The organism is Hydrogenophaga sp. BPS33, assembly GCF_009859475.1.
Lineage (GTDB): Bacteria > Pseudomonadota > Gammaproteobacteria > Burkholderiales > Burkholderiaceae_C > Hydrogenophaga.
The window spans coordinates 4,210,038-4,229,222 of record NZ_CP044549.1 but is presented as its reverse complement, the minus strand read 5'-3'; the positions used below and the strand labels follow the sequence as shown (position 1 = coordinate 4,229,222).

The 19,185-nt window shown below is 65.3% G+C and carries 20 protein-coding genes; 3 read left to right on the top strand and 17 right to left on the bottom strand.

The features are described from left to right. Positions 1-328 precede the first annotated feature (328 nt). From F9K07_RS19610 to F9K07_RS19580, 7 genes are all read right to left on the bottom strand, one after another. Entirely contained in the window at positions 329-1,207 is an 879-nt protein-coding gene (locus F9K07_RS19610) for a DMT family transporter (RefSeq protein WP_159595022.1), read from the bottom strand. A gap of 6 nt (positions 1,208-1,213) precedes the next feature. After that, positions 1,214-2,047, bottom strand: coding sequence for a shikimate dehydrogenase family protein (locus F9K07_RS19605; RefSeq protein WP_159595021.1), 834 nt, complete (start codon positions 2,045-2,047; stop codon positions 1,214-1,216). A 21-nt stretch (positions 2,048-2,068) separates the two neighbouring features. Next, positions 2,069-2,515 (bottom strand): type II 3-dehydroquinate dehydratase, encoded by a 447-nt coding sequence (aroQ, locus tag F9K07_RS19600; protein WP_159595020.1) that lies wholly within the window; start codon positions 2,513-2,515, stop codon positions 2,069-2,071. Positions 2,516-2,546: 31 nt separating this feature from the next. Then, on the bottom strand, positions 2,547-3,593 hold the full coding sequence (locus F9K07_RS19595; protein WP_159595019.1) for a Gfo/Idh/MocA family protein: 1,047 nt from the start codon (positions 3,591-3,593) through the stop codon (positions 2,547-2,549). A gap of 148 nt (positions 3,594-3,741) precedes the next feature. After that, a complete protein-coding gene (locus F9K07_RS19590) occupies positions 3,742-4,740 on the bottom strand; it encodes a TRAP transporter substrate-binding protein (protein WP_159595018.1) in 999 nt (332 codons plus the stop codon). Between the two features lie 95 nt (positions 4,741-4,835). Then, complete coding sequence (locus tag F9K07_RS19585; RefSeq protein ID WP_159595017.1) at positions 4,836-6,116, bottom strand: TRAP transporter large permease subunit; 1,281 nt, start codon at positions 6,114-6,116, stop codon at positions 4,836-4,838. 18 nt (positions 6,117-6,134) lie between these two features. Further along, the gene (locus F9K07_RS19580; RefSeq protein ID WP_236581365.1) at positions 6,135-6,668 is read right to left on the bottom strand and encodes a TRAP transporter small permease; all 534 of its coding nucleotides are present in this window, start codon (positions 6,666-6,668) and stop codon (positions 6,135-6,137) included. Between the two features lie 228 nt (positions 6,669-6,896). Between F9K07_RS19580 and F9K07_RS19575 the strand changes: the two genes are divergently transcribed. Beyond that, complete coding sequence (locus F9K07_RS19575; protein WP_159595016.1) at positions 6,897-8,435, top strand: methyl-accepting chemotaxis protein; 1,539 nt, start codon at positions 6,897-6,899, stop codon at positions 8,433-8,435. On the opposite strand, the gene F9K07_RS19570 is transcribed toward F9K07_RS19575, so the two are convergent. From F9K07_RS19570 to aroE, 4 genes are read right to left on the bottom strand one after another with little or no spacing between them, the layout of a single operon-like run. Then, entirely contained in the window at positions 8,396-9,100 is a 705-nt protein-coding gene (locus tag F9K07_RS19570) for a TetR/AcrR family transcriptional regulator (RefSeq protein WP_159595015.1), read from the bottom strand. The genes F9K07_RS19575 and F9K07_RS19570 overlap by 40 nt on opposite strands. Before the next feature lie 37 nt (positions 9,101-9,137). Then, positions 9,138-10,028, bottom strand: a complete 891-nt coding sequence (locus F9K07_RS19565; protein ID WP_159595014.1) for a DMT family transporter — start codon at positions 10,026-10,028, stop codon at positions 9,138-9,140. Between the two features lie 9 nt (positions 10,029-10,037). Then, positions 10,038-10,499, bottom strand: coding sequence for a type II 3-dehydroquinate dehydratase (aroQ, locus tag F9K07_RS19560; RefSeq protein WP_159595013.1), 462 nt, complete (start codon positions 10,497-10,499; stop codon positions 10,038-10,040). Positions 10,500-10,550: 51 nt separating this feature from the next. After that, complete coding sequence (gene aroE, locus F9K07_RS19555; RefSeq protein WP_159597012.1) at positions 10,551-11,375, bottom strand: shikimate dehydrogenase; 825 nt, start codon at positions 11,373-11,375, stop codon at positions 10,551-10,553. Between the two features lie 97 nt (positions 11,376-11,472). On the opposite strand from aroE, the gene F9K07_RS19550 reads away from it, so the two are divergent. Further along, a complete protein-coding gene (locus F9K07_RS19550; RefSeq protein WP_159595012.1) occupies positions 11,473-12,147 on the top strand; it encodes a DsbA family oxidoreductase in 675 nt (224 codons plus the stop codon). A gap of 33 nt (positions 12,148-12,180) precedes the next feature. On the opposite strand, the gene F9K07_RS19545 is transcribed toward F9K07_RS19550, so the two are convergent. From F9K07_RS19545 to F9K07_RS19530, 3 genes are all read right to left on the bottom strand, one after another. Further along, on the bottom strand, positions 12,181-12,690 hold the full coding sequence (locus F9K07_RS19545; RefSeq protein ID WP_159595011.1) for a hypothetical protein: 510 nt from the start codon (positions 12,688-12,690) through the stop codon (positions 12,181-12,183). Positions 12,691-13,332: 642 nt separating this feature from the next. Continuing rightward, positions 13,333-14,649, bottom strand: coding sequence for an amidohydrolase family protein (locus F9K07_RS19535; protein WP_159595010.1), 1,317 nt, complete (start codon positions 14,647-14,649; stop codon positions 13,333-13,335). A gap of 18 nt (positions 14,650-14,667) precedes the next feature. Beyond that, positions 14,668-15,639, bottom strand: coding sequence for a Bug family tripartite tricarboxylate transporter substrate binding protein (locus tag F9K07_RS19530; RefSeq protein WP_159595009.1), 972 nt, complete (start codon positions 15,637-15,639; stop codon positions 14,668-14,670). Positions 15,640-15,812: 173 nt separating this feature from the next. Between F9K07_RS19530 and F9K07_RS19525 the strand changes: the two genes are divergently transcribed. Then, complete coding sequence (locus F9K07_RS19525; protein ID WP_159595008.1) at positions 15,813-16,823, top strand: LacI family DNA-binding transcriptional regulator; 1,011 nt, start codon at positions 15,813-15,815, stop codon at positions 16,821-16,823. A 13-nt stretch (positions 16,824-16,836) separates the two neighbouring features. Here the strand turns inward: F9K07_RS19525 and F9K07_RS19520 are convergent, their stop codons facing one another. The 3 genes from F9K07_RS19520 to F9K07_RS19510 are packed head-to-tail and all read right to left on the bottom strand — an operon-like array spanning position 16,837 to position 19,173. Further along, positions 16,837-18,696 (bottom strand): hypothetical protein, encoded by a 1,860-nt coding sequence (locus F9K07_RS19520; RefSeq protein WP_159595007.1) that lies wholly within the window; start codon positions 18,694-18,696, stop codon positions 16,837-16,839. Between the two features lie 49 nt (positions 18,697-18,745). Continuing rightward, complete coding sequence (locus F9K07_RS19515) at positions 18,746-18,913, bottom strand: hypothetical protein (RefSeq protein ID WP_159595006.1); 168 nt, start codon at positions 18,911-18,913, stop codon at positions 18,746-18,748. A gap of 17 nt (positions 18,914-18,930) precedes the next feature. Next, positions 18,931-19,173, bottom strand: coding sequence for a hypothetical protein (locus F9K07_RS19510; RefSeq protein ID WP_159595005.1), 243 nt, complete (start codon positions 19,171-19,173; stop codon positions 18,931-18,933). Positions 19,174-19,185: the final 12 nt, after the last annotated feature.

The window sequence follows — 19,185 nt, the reverse complement described above, 5'->3', positions numbered from 1 at the left end:
CCCACACCATCGACCCCAGTAGCACGTGGGCGTACCACCGGAGGACCGAGGGATCGGGGGCCGGAGAAAACCCGATGTGTGCCACCCTGCCAATCTCGACGGATGGTGGGGTTCGCGGGCGCAGGCGCCATTCGCGGTTGCCTGCACGGGGGCGTGCTGCATGCGGTGTTGACGAAGGAGAGAAGGCGTGCACGGGCATCCGACCGAGAGGTGCGCCGGAGAACGCGGACCACGCCAGCCGTCAGCGCGAGGCGCAAGCATGAAACAGAGGCACGCCAGCCGCCAGCTCGAGGTGCGGGCGGCTCCCCCTTGGCGCACCGCAAGTGACTCAGCCGCTGCGCAGACGCGTCCCGAGCCAGCCGCACAGCGCAATCAGCCCGATGCCGGCCACCGTCCAGGCATCGGGTGCGTGGCCGAACACCATCCAGCCGGCCAACGTGGCGAAGGCGATCTGCGCGTACAGGTAGGGCGTGAGGCGCGAGGCCGGCGCGTGGTGGTAGGCCTGGATCAGCAGGTAGTGCCCGATCGAGCCGAACACGCCCAGCAGGCCCGCCAGCGCCCACAGCTTCGCATCCGCCATGGGCGCCCAGCCCCAGGGCAGCAGCAGCGAGCAGCAGGCCAGGCCCAGCAAGCCGGTGTAGAAATGCATGGTGCCGGGGTCTTCCGTGCGCACCATACGGCTGGTCAGGATCTGGTAGCTGGCGTTGATGAACACCAGCAACAAGGGCAGCAACATCGCCCCGTGAAAATCGCTGCCCTTGGGCCGCACCACGATCAGCGCCCCGGTCAGTCCACCGGCCACCAAGGCCCAGGTCAGCGCCGACACGCGCTCTCGCAACATCCAGGCGGCCAACAGCGTGACGGCCAGGGGCACCAGCATCATGATGGCGGTGAATTCGCCCACCGGCACGTGGCGCAGCGCCATGTAGGCGATGACGCTGGAGCCCATCATCAACACCCCTCGGAACAACTGCCAGCCCGGCGCGTGCGTGTGCAGCAAGCTGCGCCCGCGTTGCGGCCAGAGCAGCGCGGTGGTCATCAGCGTCTGGGTGAGGTAGCGCAGCCACACCGCCATCACCACCGGCACAGCCGGCCCCACGTACTGTGACGTGGTGTCCAGCAGCGCGAAACACAGCGTCGCGGTGACCAGCAGCGCGATGCCCAGAGCGGTGCGGCGCGAGGAAGGATGGGCAGGGTCTGGGTTCACATGGCCTTAGTAGCTCAGCCGCGCCACCGAGCGCAAGACCTCGGCGGTGGTGGTGGGCAGGCCGAAGTATTCCAGATACGCCGGGATCTGCTCGAACAGCATGTCCGAGCCCACCTGCACGCGGCAACCGCGCGCCTGCGCGGCCAGCAGAAAGGCCGTCATCTCGGTGCGCATCACCACCTCGCCCACGAACGTGCGCGGGTCCAGCCGGGACACGTCCAGCGGCAGCGGATCGCCTTCGTTCATTCCCATGGGCGTGGCGTTGACCACCAGGTCCAGGCCGGCGGGGTCGTTGCTTCCGGTGCCCACCTCGATCTCCGGGTAGCTGGCCCGGATGCGCTGGCCCAGGGCTTCGGCCGAGGCACTGTTCACGTCGTACAGCGCGATGGAGGCAATGCCCGCGCCCGCCAGTGAGGCCGCGATGGCACAACCCACGCCGCCGCTGCCCACCACCAGCACGCGCGCGCCTTGCAGGTTCAACCCTTTGCGCTGCACGCCGCGCACAAAGCCCGCACCGTCGAACATGTCGCCTACCAGCCGGCCTTCCGAGGTGCGCTTGACCGCGTTGCACGCTCCGGCCACGCGCACCGTGGGTGTGACGTCGTCGAGCAGGCCCACGGTGACGACCTTGTGCGGCATGGTGATGAGCGCGCCACGGATGTTGCTGAGCGTGAACACCGACTGCAGAAATGCCGGGTAGTCGCGCGGCTGGCAGCCCATGGGCACCACGACCGCATTCACCCCCACGTGCTCGAAATAGGGGTTGTAGATCATTGGCGACTTGAAGGTGTGCGTCGGGTAGCCGATGTGGGCGATGAGTTCGGTGGTGCCGTTGATCATGGTGCGGGCCGGGTAGGGGGGTCAGGGTTTGCGCGCGCGGGCGTGGTTCACTGCGGTGCGCAGGGCCAGCAGGTAGCTGTCGACGCCGAAGCCGGCAACCTGGCCTTGCACGATCTCGGCGAAAACCGAGACGTGGCGGAACGGCTCGCGCGCATGGATGTTGGACATGTGCAGTTCCACGATGGGACAGGTCAGGATGGCCAGCGCGTCGCGGATGCCGTAGCTGTAGTGCGTCCACGCGCCGGCGTTGATCAGCACCGCGTCCACGTTGTCGAGGTAGGCCTGGTGGATGCGCTCGCACATCGCGCCCTCGAAGTTGGTCTGGAAGTTCTGCACCTCCACGTCCATTTCCCCGCCGAGCATGCTCAGTTGCTCGTTGATCTGGTCGAGCGTGATCGTGCCGTACTGCTTCGGGTCGCGTTTGCCGAACATGTTGTGGTTGATGCCGTGCAGCATGAGGACTTTCATCGGGGCTCCTGTCGAAAAACAAAAAAGAGGTTCAGCACACTTCCACCACGCCACCGCTGCGCACGGCTTGAGAAATGGCATCGGTGACCTTCAGGTTCTGCAGCCCGTCGCGCGCGCTCACCAGGGGCGGGGCTTCGCCGCGCACCACCGCGCCGAAGTGTTCGATCTGCAGCTTCAGCGGGTCGTCGCGGACCATGTCCACGGTGCATTCTTCAAACGGTTTCCACCACGAACGGTCTTCGTCGCGCGGGTAGCTTTTGAGGCGCATGGTCGGCACCGAGAGGCTGCCGTGGGTGCCCGCAATCACATAGCAGTCTTCGTCGCCGTGGCTCGGGTAGGCCGTGTTCTCCTGCGAGGTTTGCTCCCAGCTGCGCGCGCAGGCGGCGGTGTCGCTGAGCATGAAGCTGCCAAGCGTGCCGTTGGCAAAACGCAGGTTGATGGCGACGGTGTCTTCCACCGGGAAACCCCGCGTGGCGCTGGACGCGATGGCCTGCAGCGACACGATCTCGCCGCAGAGCATGCGCAGGTTGTGCACCTCATGGATCATGTTGATGAGGATCGGGCCGCCGCCGATCTCGCGGCGCCACGGGCTGTCGTCGAAATAGTGGTCGGGCTTGAAGAAGGTGGCGCTGCCCATCACGCCGACCAGCCGACCCAGGCGGCCGGAGGCGATCACCTCGCGGGCCTTGGCCATGATGGGGCTGTGCGCGCGGTGGTGGCCGATGAGCACTTTGGCGCCGACGTTCTCCGTGGCGTCCACCAGCGCCTGTGCATCGGCCACGGTGGTGGCGATCGGCTTCTCCACCAGGGTCGGCAAACCCGCCGCGATGCACTGCAGCGCCTGCGGCACATGCAGCGCATTGGGCGTGGCGAGCAGCACGCCATCGGGCCGGTTCTGCGCGAGCAGTTGGTCGAGCGAGGCGAACAGCGGCACACCCGCTTGTGCCGCTAGCGTCGCGGCGGCGGGCGAGGGGTCCACCACGGCGGACAAGGCGCACATCGGGCTGGCTTGCAGCACGCGGATGTGGGCCTGGCCGATCAGGCCGGCACCGGCAACGGCAATGCGGGTCTTGGACATGGTGAGGCGAAACGCAAGAGGTGGGTGGGAGGTGCGCTCGAAGCGACGCGCCTCATCCAGAGCACCCGAGGATCTGGCTTTGCCGGTCCCCGGGTGGGCCCCCTTGAGGGGGTGACGGCCCGAGCATCGGGCCGGCGCGGGGGTGGGCCTACTTCCGGACCTTTGCGAGTTCGGCCTGCAGGCTCTGCACCGTCTCCTGCCCCACCGCCACCGCGTACTTGGCGATCACCGGGCGCAGCTTGTCGAGCAGCTTGTCGGTTTCGGCGGGCGAGAGCTCGGTCACCTGCATGCCGCCCTTCTTCATGTTGTCCAGCGCCGAGGCCACCTGGCCACGCGCCTGCTCGCGCTGGTACTTGGCCGATTCCTGCGCGGCGTCGGCAATGATCTTCTTCTGTGCCGCGTCCAGCGTGTCCCAGAACTTCTTGCTGATGATCACCGACTGCGGGTTGTACTGGTGGTTGCTCAGCACCACGTGCTTCTGCACTTCGTAGAACTTGTTGGCGTTGATCACGGTGAGCGGGTTCTCCTGGCCGTCGATCGCCTTTTGCTCCAGCGCGGCGTACACCTCGGGGAAGGGCAGGGGCGTGGGGTTGGCGCCCAAGGCCTTGACCCAGTCCACGTTGATCGGGTTGGGGATCACGCGCAGCTTCAGGCCTTCGAGGTCGTCCGCCTTGGTGATGGGCCGCTTGCTGTTGGTGATGGTGCGAAAGCCCAGCTCGTAGTAGGCCAGGCCGATCAGGCCTTTCTCCTGCAGCTTGTCGTGCAGCTTCTTGCCGAAGGGGCCGTCGACCACGGCATCGGCTTCCTTGGAGTTCGCGAACATGAAGGGGAAGTCGTAGATCGCGAATTCCTTGACCTGGTTGGCGAAGATGCCCGAGTTCATCGAGGCCATCTCCAGCGTGCCACCCTGGATGGCCGACACATTGGCCTGGTCACTGCCCAGCGTGCCGCCGGGGAACAGGTTGACCTTGATCTTGCCGCCCGATTTGGCCGCCACGATCTCGGCGAATTTCTCCATGCCCATCACGATCGGGTGGCCCTTGGGGTTCTGGGTCGCGAACTTGATGGTCTTGTCCTGCGCGTGCACGGCGCCAAAGGCGGTCACGGCGAGCGCGGCAACGAGGGTCTTGAGCATCAGGCGTTTCATGGTGTCTCCAATGGGTAAAGAGGCAGTGCGCGGGAATCTGGGAACCTCGGCCGTGGCGCACCACGCACAAGCCAGGCTGGGGAAGCGAAGCGGATTCAGCCCGCCAGCCAACGCGCCGGGATCATGACGATCTGCGGGAACATCACCATCAGGAACATCAGGGCGAACTGCGCCGCCATGAAAGGCCATACACCCTTGGTGACGTCGTCCATGCTGACCTTGCCCACGCCTGCGACGGTGTTGAGCACCGTGCCCACCGGCGGCGTGATCAGGCCGATGGCGTTGTTCATGATGAAGAGCACACCGAAGTACACCGGGTCGATCCCCGCCGCCTTCACGATCGGCATCAGCACCGGGGTGAGGATCAGGATGGTGGGCGTCATGTCCATGGCTGTGCCCACCACGATCACCAGCACCATGATGGCGGCCATCAGCAGGCGGGGGTGCTCCAGAAGGGGCTCCAGCAGAGCCACCAGCTGGTCGGGCAGTTGGGCCACGGTGATCAGCCAGGCCGAGACCATGGCAGCGGCCACCAGGAACATGATGACGGCCGTGGTTTTTGCCGCCGCGAGAAACAGGTCGAACAACTGGTTGAGTTTGAGTTCGCGGTAGACGAACAGGGAGATCACCAGTGCATACACCGCGGCCACCACCGCCGCCTCGGTCGGCGTGAACACGCCGAACTTCAGGCCCACCACCACGATGAGGGGCAGGCCCAGGGCAAACAGCGCGTCTTTCAGCGCGGCCAGGATCTCGCGGCGGGTCTTGCGCCCTGGCGGCGCGACCATTTCCTTGCGTGCCACATACCACCAGGTGAAGCACAGCGCGACACCCAGCAGGACGCCCGGCGCGATGCCGGCCAGGAACAACTTGGAGATGGAGACGTTGGCTGCCACGCCGAAGATCACGAAGCCGATACTCGGCGGAATGATGGGCGCGATGATGCTTGCCGAGGCCAGCAGGCCCGCGGAGCGCGCCTTGTCGTGACCCGCGTGCACCATCATTGGCAGCAGCAGGGCGGAGAGGGCGGCCGCGTCGGCCACCGCCGAACCCGAGAGCGCGGCCATGAACACCGCCGCCATGATGCCGACATAGCCCAAGCCCCCGCGCACATGGCCCACCAGCGCCATCGCGAAGCTCACGATGCGCCGCGACAGGCCGCCCGCGTTCATGATCTCGCCCGCCAACATGAAGAACGGCACAGCCAGCAGGGGGAAGCTGTTGGAACCCTCGATCAGGTTCTGCGCCAGGATCTGCGCATCGAACATGCCCAGATGCCACATCAGTGCGGCACCGCTGAGCAACAGGGCAAAGGAAATAGGAACGCCGATGGCCATGGCGGCCAGCAAGGAGCCCAGGAAAATCACGATGGTCATGGTCGTTCTTCCTGCGCCTCAGGGTTGGGCATTGCTGTGCGGCGCGTCTTCGGACTCGCGAATGCCCACGAGTTCGCCTTCGCTCATGCGTCCGCTCAGCAGGCGCGCCAGCTGCGCCAGCAGGATCGGCGCAGCCAGCACCGCGAATAGAACGCCGCTGGCGTAGAAGTAGCCCATGGAGGTTTCCATCACCGCGCTGGTGGTGTCCCAGTTGATCTTCACCTGCTCCCAGCCGCCCTGGTAGATCAACCAGCACACGTAGAGCATCAGTGCCAGGCTCGCGGCCAGGCACAGCTTGCGGCCCAGCACCGGCAGGCGCGAGACGAGCGAATCGGTGCCGAGGTGGGCGCGCTCGTTGAGCGCCACGATGGCGCCCATGAAGGTCATCCACACGAAGAGCCAGCGCGACAGCTCCTCGGACAAGGTGATGCCGGAATTGAAGCCGTAGCGCATGACGACGTTGCCAAACACCATGAGCACCATGAGGGCCAGGGCCGCCACCATCAGCCAGGCGAGCAGCCGGCAGTAGGCGTTGATGAGTTTCTGGATCACGCGTGTCTCCTGGGTTTCCGTTTGTTTTTTGTAATGTACGAACTGGTTAGTTTTACAAGAATCGGTAATTACCCTAGGTGAAGCGACCGGTTGTCGCCGTGCCATGGCTCAAGATCGGGCAGGAGCCGCCGATGTCACAGCAGGTTCACACGGCACCGCACGCGAGGCGTTGCCGTCCATGCTTCCAGCCCTTCGTGCGGTTCCTGTTTTCGACCTCCAACTTCCCCTATGAAACTCAATGACATCAAGGTCGGCAGCCGCCTGGCCCTTGCTTTTGGACTCGTGCTGCTCATCACCGCGCTCATGGCCGGTATCGGCATCTGGCGGCTGCAGGAACTGGTCGACACCACGCGCAGGCTCGCCACGACCGAGAGCGAGAAACTGCAGCTGGCCGAGCGCTGGCGCAACACCATCGACATCAACTGGGTCCGTACCCGTGCCGCGCTTCTCGATTCGGACACCAGCCGCATCCCGACCTGGCAGGCCGCCATGGACGAGACGTCCAAGATCTCGCAGGCTTCGCGCGATCGCATGGTGGAGCTGGTGCACTCGGACACCGGCAAGAAGCTGATCGCCGACATCGACGCCGCGCGCGAGGGCTATCGCACGCCGCGCGCCACCGTGATGAAAGCGCGGCTGGCCGGCGAAGACGTGAGCGGCGCACTCGACCGCGACCTCAAACCCCTGGCCGAAACCTACATCAACACCATCTTCAAACTCGAGGAGCGGCAGAAGGGCCTATTCGCGGACGCGCTGAAGGAGGCGGAAGAAAAGGCCGCCTATGGCCGCACCATCCTGATCGTGGGTGGCGTGTTGGCCCTGCTGCTCGGCGCGGCTGCCGCCTTCGTGCTGTCCCGCTCCATCACCCTGCCGCTGCGCCAGGCTGCCGAGAACGCGCGCCGCATCGCCGACGGCGACCTGACCCACCGCATCGAAGCCGAGGGCCGCGACGAAGCCGCCCAGCTGCTGCAGGCCCTGGGCACCATGCGCGAGAGCCTGGTGCGCGTGGTGGCCAACGTGCGCGGCAACGCCGAGAGCGTGGCCAGCGCCAGCGCCGAAATCTCGCAGGGCAACAACGACCTGTCCGCGCGCACCGAGCAGCAGGCCAGCGCGCTGGAAGAAACCGCCGCGTCCATGGAAGAGTTGAGCTCCACCGTGCGGCAGAACGCCGACAACGCCCAGCAGGCCAACCAGCTCGCCAAGAGCGCGTCCACCGTGGCGATCCAGGGGGGTGAAGTGGTGGCGCAGGTGGTGAACACCATGAAGGGCATCAACGACAGCTCGCGCCAGATCGCCGACATCATCAGCGTGATCGACGGCATCGCCTTCCAGACCAACATCCTGGCGCTCAACGCGGCGGTGGAAGCCGCGCGCGCCGGCGAGCAAGGCCGTGGATTCGCGGTGGTGGCGGGTGAAGTGCGCAACCTGGCGCAACGCAGCGCGCAGGCCGCCAAGGAGATCAAGGAGCTCATCACCGCCAGCGTGGGCCGCGTGGAGCAGGGCGCCGCCCTGGTCGACCAGGCGGGCGTGACCATGGCCGAAGTGGTGGGTTCGATCCAACGCGTGACCGACATCATGGGCGAGATCAGCGCGGCCAGCGTCGAACAGAGTTCCGGTGTGGCCCAGGTGGGCGAGGCCGTGACGCAGATGGACCAGGCCACGCAGCAGAACGCGGCGCTGGTGGAGCAGAGCGCCGCAGCCGCCTCCAGCCTGAAGTCGCAGGCGGCTCAGATGGTGGACGCGGTGGCCGTGTTCAAGCTCACATAGCGCACCACCATCTCGGTGATGGCCGCGCGCCGCGCGGCGGCGGCCTTGGGCTCGCTCGGGTCGCGCTTGAAGATCAGGCCGAAGGTGTGGCGGTTGGACACATTGAAGAACGTCAAGGCCGAGATCGACGCGTGGATGTCGATCGCGTCAAGCCCGGGGCGGAACACGCCCGCAGCCACGCCGCGCTGGTACAGCTTGCGGATGGACGAGATCGCCGGCACGTTGAGCTGCTGGATGGTCTGGCTCTGCGCCAGGTACTGGCCGCGGTTCATGTTCTCCGACATCACCACCCGGATGTAGTTCTCGTGCGTGGCGTGGTGGTCGAACGTGAACTCGACCAGTTTGCGCAGCGCGGCCTCGGGTTCCAGGTCCTCGAGGTGCTGCTGGCTTTCGATCTCGCGCATCTGCCGGTACGACTCTTCGAGCACGGCCAGGTACAGGCCCTCCTTGCTGCCGAAGTAGTAGTAGATCATTCGCTTGCTGGTCTGCGTCGCGGCGGCGATCTCGTCGATGCGCGCGCCCGCCAGTCCCTTCTCCGCGAACTCGGCAATGGCTACTTCCATGATGTTGGCCATGGTTCGCTCCGGGTCGTTGGTGCGGGTGGGTTCCTTCGCGGGCGCGGCGTTGCGGGCGCTGCGCCGTCTGGAATGTACCGTTTCGTTCATTTGTGCAGTATAGGCCGGACCACCGCGCGCGTCAGCTTCAGAGTGGGGGCGTGCCGGGCCACCATCGCCGCAAGGGGTTGAAGCCGGTCACCAGTGCCGCGGCCAGCAGCACCAGCGCGCCGCCCAGGAAGATGCCCGAGGACAGGGCCTCGCCCAGGAAGAGATGGCCCCAGGTCACGCCGAAGACGGGGATCAGAAAAATCGGGCTCATCGCCGCCACCGGCGACACGACGCGGATGATGCGCAGGTGCACCCAATAGGCCACGCCCGAGGTGAGCATGCCCATGACCACCACGGCGGCCACGGCGCCCGGCGTGAACCGCGCCTGCGGCAGTGCCCACAGGCTGCCGGGCAACAGCAGGAGCATGGCGGCCAGGTGCAGGCCGGCCGCGATGGCCAGCGGCTGCATGCGCGTGGTGGCACGCTTCATCAGCGGCGTGGACACGCCGTAGCAGAACGAACCGAACACGCAAGCCAGGGCTGCGGCGAGCGTGGTGGTGGTGATCTGCACCGGACCCAGTTGCACGATCAGGGCGATGCCCACGAAGCCGCACACGCAGCCCAGCAGCTTGCGCGGTGTGATCGTGTCTTCCTTCGTCCAGGCGGCGGCCAGCATGCCGAAGATCACCGCCGTGGTGTTCAGCAGCGCGCCGTAGCCCGAAGGCAGGTGCAGCCCGGCCCAGGAGTACAGCAGGAACGGCGCGGCCACCGAAGTCGTGCCCAGCAGCAGCAGTTCGCGCCAATGGCGCCAAGGCCACGGCTCGCGCATCGCGGCCATGATGATCACCAGGGTGAGGCTGGCCAGTGCCGCGCGCAGGCCGGCCACCACCATCGACCCCATCAGCGGCACGGCGATGCGGATGAACATGAACGACGCGCCCCACAGCGCAGAGAGCGCGACGATCTGGACGAACTGGCGGCTCTGCACCGGTGGCGCTCAGGCGCTGACCTTGAGCTTGCGCACCAGGCCTTCGATGGCCAGGGTGTAGCCGTCGGTGCCGAAGCCCACCACGATGCCGGCCGCTGCCGGCGACACATAGGAATGGTGGCGGAAGGCCTCGCGTGTGTGCACGTTGGAAATGTGGATCTCGATCACCGGCAAGGGCTTCACGCCGCTGATGGCGTCGAAGATCGCCACCGAGGTGTGCGTGAACGCGCCGGGGTTGAACACCACGCCGGCCACGTCGCCGTCCTTGAAGCGGCGGCCGGCTTCGTGGATCTTGTCGATCAGGGCGCCTTCGTGGTTGCTTTGGAAAGCTTCCAGCCCGTAGCCCAGGCGCTGCGCCGTGGCGCGGGCCTGTTCCTCCACATCGGCCAGTGTGGTCGCACCGTAGATGCCCGGTTCGCGGGTGCCCAGCAGGTTGAGGTTGGGGCCATTGAGCAGCAGCAAGGTGGGCATGGGTCTCTCGGGTCTTTCGTGGGAGGTGGTGGGGTGAAATCGTGGTCTGGCTCAGACCAGCGGCACGGTCAGGGTGGTGAGTGCGGGGCCGGTGTCGGGTCGCATGCCGCGCCACCACAGGAAAGCCTCGGCCGCCTGTTCCACCAGCATGCCCACGCCGTCGGCCACGCGTGCCACGCCAGCCGCCTGCGCCTGCTTCAGGAAGGGCGTGAGGCCCTTGCCGTACACCATCTCATAGGCCAGCGCACCGGGTGCGAACAGGCCTTCGGGCAATGGCAGGCGGTCCTGTGAAAGGCCGGTCGACGTGGCGTTGATCACCACATCGAACGACTGGCCGAGCAGCGTCTCGTAGCCACCGGTCTGCAACGGTGCGTGGGCAGCGAAGTCGTGTCGCAACTGGTGCGCCTTCTCGGGCGTGCGGTTGGCCACGGCCAGCAGGGCCGGGCGTTCGGCCGCGATCGGCTGCAGCGCGCCGCGCGTGGCGCCGCCCGCGCCCAACAGCAGCACGCGCTTGCCCGCGATCGGGCAAGCCAGATTGCGCTGGATGTCGTTCACCAGCCCCACGCCATCGAAGTTGTCCGCAAGGGTGCGACCGCCTTCTTCGAACTTCAGGCAATTCGCCGCGCCGGCCAGACGCGCGCGCGCGGTCGGCTCGGTGGCCATTTCACAGGCCTGCAATTTGAAAGGCAGGGTCACGTTCACCCCGCGCCCGCCGCTGGCGCGAAACGCGTGCACCGTGTCGGCAAAACCGTCCAGCGGCGCTTCGATGGCGGTGTATGCCATGTCCTGGCCGCTGGCGCGGGCGAACATGGCGTGGATCAGGGGGGACTTGCTGTGGCCAATGGGGTGGCCAATCACGGCGTAGCGGTCGGTCATGGGCGGCGTTGCGTTGGGGAAGCCGACATTGTGGCCCAAGGCCTTCGGGAGTCCCTGGCGCGCCTGCGGGCTTGGGAGCCGGCCTACCATCGCCTCCATGAACACCTCCACCACCCCCCTCAAGATCGATTTCGTGTCCGACGTTTCCTGCCCCTGGTGCGCCGTGGGCCTGGGCGCGCTCGAAGAGGCCTTGCAGACCCTCCAGCGCGACCACGTGAGCGCCGAGCTGCATTTCCAACCCTTCGAACTCAACCCGCAGATGGGCCCCGGCGGCCAGGACATCGGCGAACACCTTGCGGAAAAGTACGGCTCCACGCCCGAACAGCAGGCGCAGATCCGCAACACCATCCGCGCGCGCGGTGCGGAAGTAGGCTTCGCCTTCAACCCCGAAGGGCGCGGCCGCATCTGGAACACCTTCGATGCGCACCGCCTGCTGCACTGGGCCGACGAGGAGGGAGCGCCCGGCCAACAGCATGCATTGAAGAAGGCCTTGATGGCGGCCTGCCACACCCGCAGCGAAGCCATGGGGCACCACGACGTGCTGCTCGCCTGTGTGCGCGAAGCCGGTTTGGACGAGGCCCGCGCCCAAGCGATTCTGAGCAGCGACGAATTCGCGCAGGACGTGCGCGAACGCGAAGCCTTCTACCAGGGGCACGGCATCCGCTCCGTGCCGGCGGTGATCATCAACGACCGCCACCTGATCTCGGGCGGGCAACCGGCGGCGGTGTTCGAGCAGGCATTGCGGCAGATTGCGGGTGAGGCCAGCGCCTGAAGCCTTGGCGCGTCAGGCGCGTGCGCATCTCACCTATTCGTCGTCTCGCACGCTCATGTTTTGAAGGGCCTGCTTGGCGGCCGAATCTCCAGCGTACTCGCGATCGAGAAGCTGTTCCTTGGCTGCCTTGCCAGTGGCTTCGATGTGGTTCAATCTTTCGAAGCTGAAGTCCTTCGTGCCCGGTATGAGGCCTGTGGGTTCATCGTCGGTCTGAGACAGGTAGATCTGGCTGAAATTCAGGGGACGGCTGAGGTTCTGGGCATCCTGTTGCAGCCCGACGAGTGCGGCCAGGTCGGGCGCGCTCAAGTTCGAGAGTTTGATAGTGGTGTTCGGATCCAGCGCGTCGCTCAGCATGGGATTCGAGCGCACATGCCTGTCCAGAAGCGTGGCTTTCACGGATACGGTGAGATGGGCGATGGCCGGATCTTGCAGATCATCCGCGCTCAACTGGTCCAGGTGGCGGTTCAACGCGTCGAGTTCGGTGTGGTCCATGCCCGGGATCTGCTGGCTCAAAAACGCGCCGCGCACTGCGACGGAGTCCAAGCCTGCTGGGGTGGGCTGTTGAAGCGCATCCACCAGGGCCTTCAAGACTTTGCTGGCGTCGGCGGGCGCTGCCGTATAGCCCGCCAGCGTCGTCGTGGTGTTGGTGTGGGTTGTCGTTGCTGTGGTGGTGGTCGTTGTGGTCCCCAGCTGCCCTGTTGATGTCGTCGTGGTGGTGGTGGGTGCCGACTGCGGCTTGCCGGCTTTGTCCGGATGTTCCTGGGCATCTGCGCTGGCAGCATTCTTTTCTGCTTTGGCTGCGCGTTTGCCTCTGGGGCTTATCTGGGTGATCAGACGGCTCGCCGATTCGAAGTGTTTGGCAAACTTGACTTTGAGGACATTGCCGTTGGCCTTTCCTTCTCGACAGACTTGCCGCTGGAAGACCCCGATTCTTTGGTGTCCTGGGTGGATGATGTGTTGAGGTTTTTTGGAGTTGGGTTTGTGGGGCGCATGGATCGTCCTTTCGTGGTGGAGAGGACGCTGCGTAACCCCTGGGGGTGCCGGGTTCCGAGCGCTACAGCGGGGTCAGCATTCGAGCGCGAACCCGCTGTTGGCGCTCTCGAATAGTTCGCGGTGGGGTGTGAAGGCCGCGTTGCCCGGCATGCCGGGCGCGGTGCTGTCGTCGTTTCGCGGGGGCTTCGGTGCTCAGTCCTCGATCCCGTACAGGTCGGCAGCGTTGTCCCACAGCACCCGTTGCGCCAGCCACTCCACCTGACGGCCGCTCCAGACCCCGCGTCGGTGCCCGTCGCTCAGCACCTCGTTGAGCGCCTGTCGCGCGTGGTGCGCCGCGGCCACGTGGAATTCGGGTGCCCCCGCATCCGAGCCGTAGAGCAGCTTGTTGGCCGGCAAGATCTCCAGCCACTCGGTGAGCTTTTGGCGCAGGTAGAAGTGGTGCAGGTAGGGCATCCACGAGAAATCGAGGAAGACGTTGCCGTAGGTCTGCACCAACGACGCGACCTGGCTGGAGAACGGATACCCGCCATGCAGCAGCGTGACCTGCAAACGGTTGAGCGAACGGATGTTGAGGAAGGTCTCGAGCAACAGAGGGCCGCTGTTGGACACCAGCATGCCGGGTTCCGGGTGGCCCATGCCGACGTGGATCTGCATGGGCAGCTTATGGTCGGCGGCGTATTGCGCGCAGCGGCGCACCACGAAGTCTTCGAACGGCCGGCGGTCCACCTCGCGCCCGGCGGCCAGCGCTTCGTAGGTGGTGGCCGCCTTTGCCGTGTCCACAGGCTGGAAGTCGATGGGGCGTACATAGGCGGATGCGATCTTGAGGCCTACCACGCCCTCGCGCACGCGCCGCTCCAACGAAGCGTCCATGAACTGGATGTACGCATCGAAGGTGGGTGGCGGCGCGTCCATGCCATCCCGCGCCAACTCGGCGCGCAGCACCGCATCAAATCCTGCGTGAAAGCGCTGGAACTCGGTGCCGCGCAAGGCGCGGGTCTGGCCGCTGTGGAATGGGTAGACATAACCGTCGATGCGCATGATCTGGCGGTAGCGTTTCGGGTCCCACAGCGTGCGGTCGATGCGCGGTACGTCGGTCAGCACCACGGGCGTGTTGGCCACGCGCGCCGCCTGGTCGTAGGCGTAGCAGGGTTCGCGCGTGCCCCAGTCGCGCGCCCGTTCCATCAGCGAGTCCCAGTCGCCTTCGGACCCGTACAGCGCACGGCTGCCATCGCGCAGGGCGCGCGAGAAGAAGGTGGTCGAACGAAACTCCACGCCCTTCTGCATCAGCGTCTCGGTGCCGTGTTCGGCCTGCAAGCGCTCCAGCGTGGCGGTGTCGCCCTGGTTGCGCGCGCCGATGTATTGGTCGTATACCTCGGCTGGCACGTTGGCTTCCAGATGCGCCGTGGAGAAATGCCGCTCGATCTGCTCGACGGTGCGAAACCGCGCCATCGAGGCGTGGGAGTGGTGGTCGATGGCCGGCAGGCCACCGGCGATGTCGGGGATCGTCATGGTGCGCGGCGCTTTCGATCAATCGGCCTTGATGTCTTTTTCCTTGATGATCGCCGCCCACTTGGCGCTCTCACGTCGCACCTGCTCGCCGAACTGCGCGCTGGTCAGGGTGCTCGGCGTCGTGCCCACGGCGCGCAGGCGTTCCTGCAGCTCCGGGCCGGCCAGGGCGCGGGCGCTTTCCTTGCTCAGCTTCTCCACGATGTCGCGCGGCGTATCGCCGTGGACGCACAGGCCATACCAGGAGGAGACATCGAACCCCTTGAGCCCCAGCTCGTTCAGCGTGGGAACCTCGGGCAGAAAGGGCGAGCGTTCCAGCGACGTGACCGCCAGCGCCGTCACTTTGTCGCTCTGCGCCTGGATATAGCCGCGCGCCGACGGCAAGGGGTTGAAGTACAGGTCGACGTGGCCACCGAGCAGGTCGTTGATGGCCGCCTGCCCGCCCTTGTAGGGCGTGTGCAGCGCGGTGAGACCCGCCTGGCGCAAGAACAACTCCGCCGTCAGATGCGTGAGATTGCCGGCGCCGGCCGACGCATAGAAGATCTTCTCGGGGTTGGCCTTGGCGTACGCGGCGAACTCGGGGTACGTGCGCACCGGCATGCGCTTGCTGGCCACCAGCACCATCGACGTCGTGCCGAGCTGGGCCACGGGCACGATGTCCTTGCCGACCGTGTAGGGCAGCTTGGGGTAGAGACCCGGGTTGATGGTGATCGGACCGGGCGAGCAGATCAGCAAGGTGTGGCCGTCGGCGGGCTGCTTGGCCACGTGGCCAGTGCCGATCTGGGCGCTGGCACCGGCGCGATTCTCGACGATGTATGGCTGTCCCCACGTGGCGCGGAAGTGCTCGCCCAGGCCACGCGCGATCGGGTCCAGGTCGCTGCCGGCCGGGAAGGGCACCACGATCTTGATCAGTCTGTTGGGAAAGGTGTCCGCATGGGACAGCATGGAAAAGGTGAGCGCGCACAGCGCCGCAAGATGGACGAAAGGTTTCATGGCTCGTGACAAGGCAGGGGTGGCGGAACGTGCCCTTTTGTTGCGCTATAAAATCTTGCTTTCAATGAACATGGCAAGATCCACACACGACTAGAGGCACGGATGAAGTTGTCAAACCGGATAGACAGGCAAATTGTAGCGCTACAATTTCCTGTAATGCAAGCGTTCGCGACATGAAGAGCGAGCGCCGCGCGAAAGCCACCATGGCCGACCTGGCCGCTGCCGCGGGCGTTTCGCCCATGACGGTGTCCAACTGTTTCAAGCATCCGCAGCGCGTGCAGCCCGCCACGCGCAAGAAGGTGCTGGAAGTGGCTGCCGCCCTGGGCTATGTGCCCAACCTCATCGCCAGCAGCCTGGCATCGGGCAACAGCCGCATGATCGCGGCCCTGGTGCCTTCGCTGCGCAATTCGAACTACGCCCGCACCCTCAAGGGCCTGGGCGACTACCTGCACACCCGTGGCTACGAGCTGCTGCTCGCCGAGACCGACAACATGGAGCGCGAAGAGAAGGTGCTGCGGGGACTGCTCGGGCGCCGGCCGGCCGGCATCGTGCTGACCGATGGCGAGCACAGCCCCTTGAGCCTGGAGCTGATCCGCCAATCGGGCGTGGCCGTTGTCGAAACCTGGCGCGATGCATCACCCAACCTGGATATGGCTGTGGGATTCTCCCTGTTCGACGCGTCGCGCGACATGGCACAGCTGATGGTTCGCAAAGGCTTGCGCCACATCGGCTGGGCCGGGCACGACGAGCCGAACAGCGAACGCTATCTGCAACGCCAGCGGGGATTCCAGCAAGCCATGGAAGACGGCGGGCTGCGCAGCGACCTGATCTTCCTCGCGCCAGAGTCCGCCGGCTTCGCGGGCGGCCGCCTGGCCATGGAAGCCTTGTTGCGCCAGGAGCCGAAGCTGCAAGGCCTGTGCTGCATCACCGACGTGATGGCCGCAGGCGCGCTGTTCGAATGCATGCGCCGGGGATGGAGCGTGCCCGAGCGCTTCGCCGTGGCCGGCTGGGGTGACTATGAAATTGCGGCCGAAGTGCCGCCGGGCCTCACCACCGTGAAAACAAACGGCGTGGAGCTGGGCCGGGCGGCGGGGGAGATGCTGGTTCAGAAGATCGAGACCGGCGAAATCGACGCGTTGACACGCCGCATTCCGTACGAGCTCGTCATCCGGCACAGCCTGTAGCGTTCGGGGCTCTTCAGGTGGACGGCGTGGAGGGCGCTTGGCGTGGGCGCAGTTCAAAGTTCATCCGCTTGAGCAGGCTGTTCAGCCTCGTGCGGTCGCCCTGGTCGACAGGTGTTTTGATCGCCCCTTCGATCGCCAGCTTCATCTTCTCCAGTTCTTCGGTGTCGGGCGAGGCGCTCAACAGCAGCTCGACGTGCGTGATCAGCTCCTTCACAGATACGGAGCCTTTGCCCGCCTGGTCCAGAAACCTCCTGGCGGCATCGATGGACGGTGTCATGTCGTCGAGTTCGAGCGGTGAGGTGCCTGCCTTGACTTGGAGATGCAGGTGGCGCGCCAACGCAACATGGGTGAACGCATGCACAGCCACCGGTTCTACGGCCATGGGTGCTTTTCGGCCCGAGGGACGGGGCTCGGCGGCATGGAACGCGTTGTTCAACGTGTTCAGGTAGTCGAAGGCGAAGGCCGCTCTTTCGCTGCTCTGTCGGGTTTGTGCGCTGTTGATCAACGCGACGTGGATCAAGCGGCCCTGGCCGGTGGCCAGGCTCTGCTGCAAGTTCTTCAAACGAGATTGTTGAAGCGCGGTGCCGATCCAATCGCCCAGCTCCGGGGGATCGAATGGGCCGTCGAACAATTGGTGGGTGTGGACGGCCACTTGTGCCTTGGTGGCGGACTGCAGCAGTCCTTCTGGCACATTGCTCGGGGCGGCACCTTCAATTGCACGCAGCGCCGCTTGGAACTCGCGTCTGGCCTTGTTCTTGCGGGAGGCGATTTGGTCGTGGATGGTCTTCGCGACTTCGATGGGGCGCAGCGGTAGCGCTTCGATCCGGTCCCTGGCCGTGGCGAGTTGGTCGTTCGTCAGCCGATCCACCTTGAATCCGGCCAACGGACCCACCACGGTCTCGGCGCCCGCGTTCGTGAGGACCTCGAACCGCGCCTGTACCGCTTCCCGCAGCGGCACATGCGTGGGGTCGGGCGTGTCCCCGAATGCGCCTTCCAAGTCCAGCGCTGCGTACAGCTTCCTGAGCATGTCGACCTGCATGGTCGAGACGCTGGCCGGCGTTGCTTTCAGCAACTGGGCGGCATCCGTCGTGACGCTCCGGTATGCGTTCGCGGCATCGGTGGCATGGTGCTGGATATCGAACAGTTCGTCCTTGTTGAACTGTGTTCCAGGAAGCGCACCGTCCGTGTCCGCCAGCATGGGCAGCATATCCACCAGTTCGTCCGCGAGGGGTTGCAGGTCCGCCAAGCCGCCCAGTTCCCCCGCCTTCAGTTCCATGATGGACACCTTCTTCGGGCCGCTCAGGTCGGTGAGGTTCTGTTGCACGTCATCGGTCTTGCGTTTCAGCCGCTCGGCCTTGACCGAGAACTGCATGAGCCGAATCGCGTCGTTTGAATGGCTCTTTGTCTGCTGTTCCAGGAGCCTGTCCAGGCGCTCGAGATTGTCGTCGGAAAGCTTGGGCACGTACTTCAAGAAATGCCGGCCGCAAATGTCTTGGAAATCCGCGTCGGGGGTGTCTGAATGCCGGGTGAGCGGATCCAGTGCCGCCCGCACCTTTGCGCAGGCGTCTGTCGCGGCCTGGGGGTCTTTGGATTTGACGGCCCGAAGGGTCGCGAACAAGTGCTTGTCCGCCGTTCTCAGGGCGCTTCTTTTCTCCCATGCGGCGAAGTTCTTTTTGGGCAGCAGCACCTGGATCACGCGGGTCGCCAAGGGGCGCGGTGGGGCGGGAAGGTTGTCGGCGGTGCGGCCTGTGCTACCGCTGCGTTTCGTGCTTTCTTTTTTGGTGGTTTTGGTGGTGGCGCTGAGCGGAGCGAAGTTGTCGACGTCGTTGCCCGTGAGGGAGTTTCGGGAGGAGGAAGAGGAAGCTTGTGACAAAACCATTCCTTTGCAGATTTGGCCTTAGGGGCTGCGCCAGCGCTTCAAGTCACACCCATCCATCGAGGTGCTTGCTCAACAGCTCCACGTACCGAAGGTCCTGTTCGGAATCAAACTTGTAAGTCTTCAACTTTTGAGGATCCTGTTGCTGTGCAGCGGCCAAGCTCTTCTTGTCCAGAAGATCTTTTCGGATCTGCTTGCCTTCCTGGTCGTTCAAGCTCTCTCGCGCCATCTTCAACTGCCGTTGCTTGACGTCATCAAGCGCTGTGGGTAGACGCGATCGATGTGCGCGCGAGCAGGGCTGGCGTCTTCCTTCTCGATGGCACGCCCGCTCACGATGGGGGGGCGCTCGGTTCTGCCACAGGGAACGCGCTGCTTGGCGGACGTTTGTTGGACGTACGTCTCCTTTGGCGCCTTCGGCTCTTGTTCGTGCTTCTTGTTAAGAATCTTGCGTGCGAGGCTGGCGATGATGGCCATGGTCGATCCTTT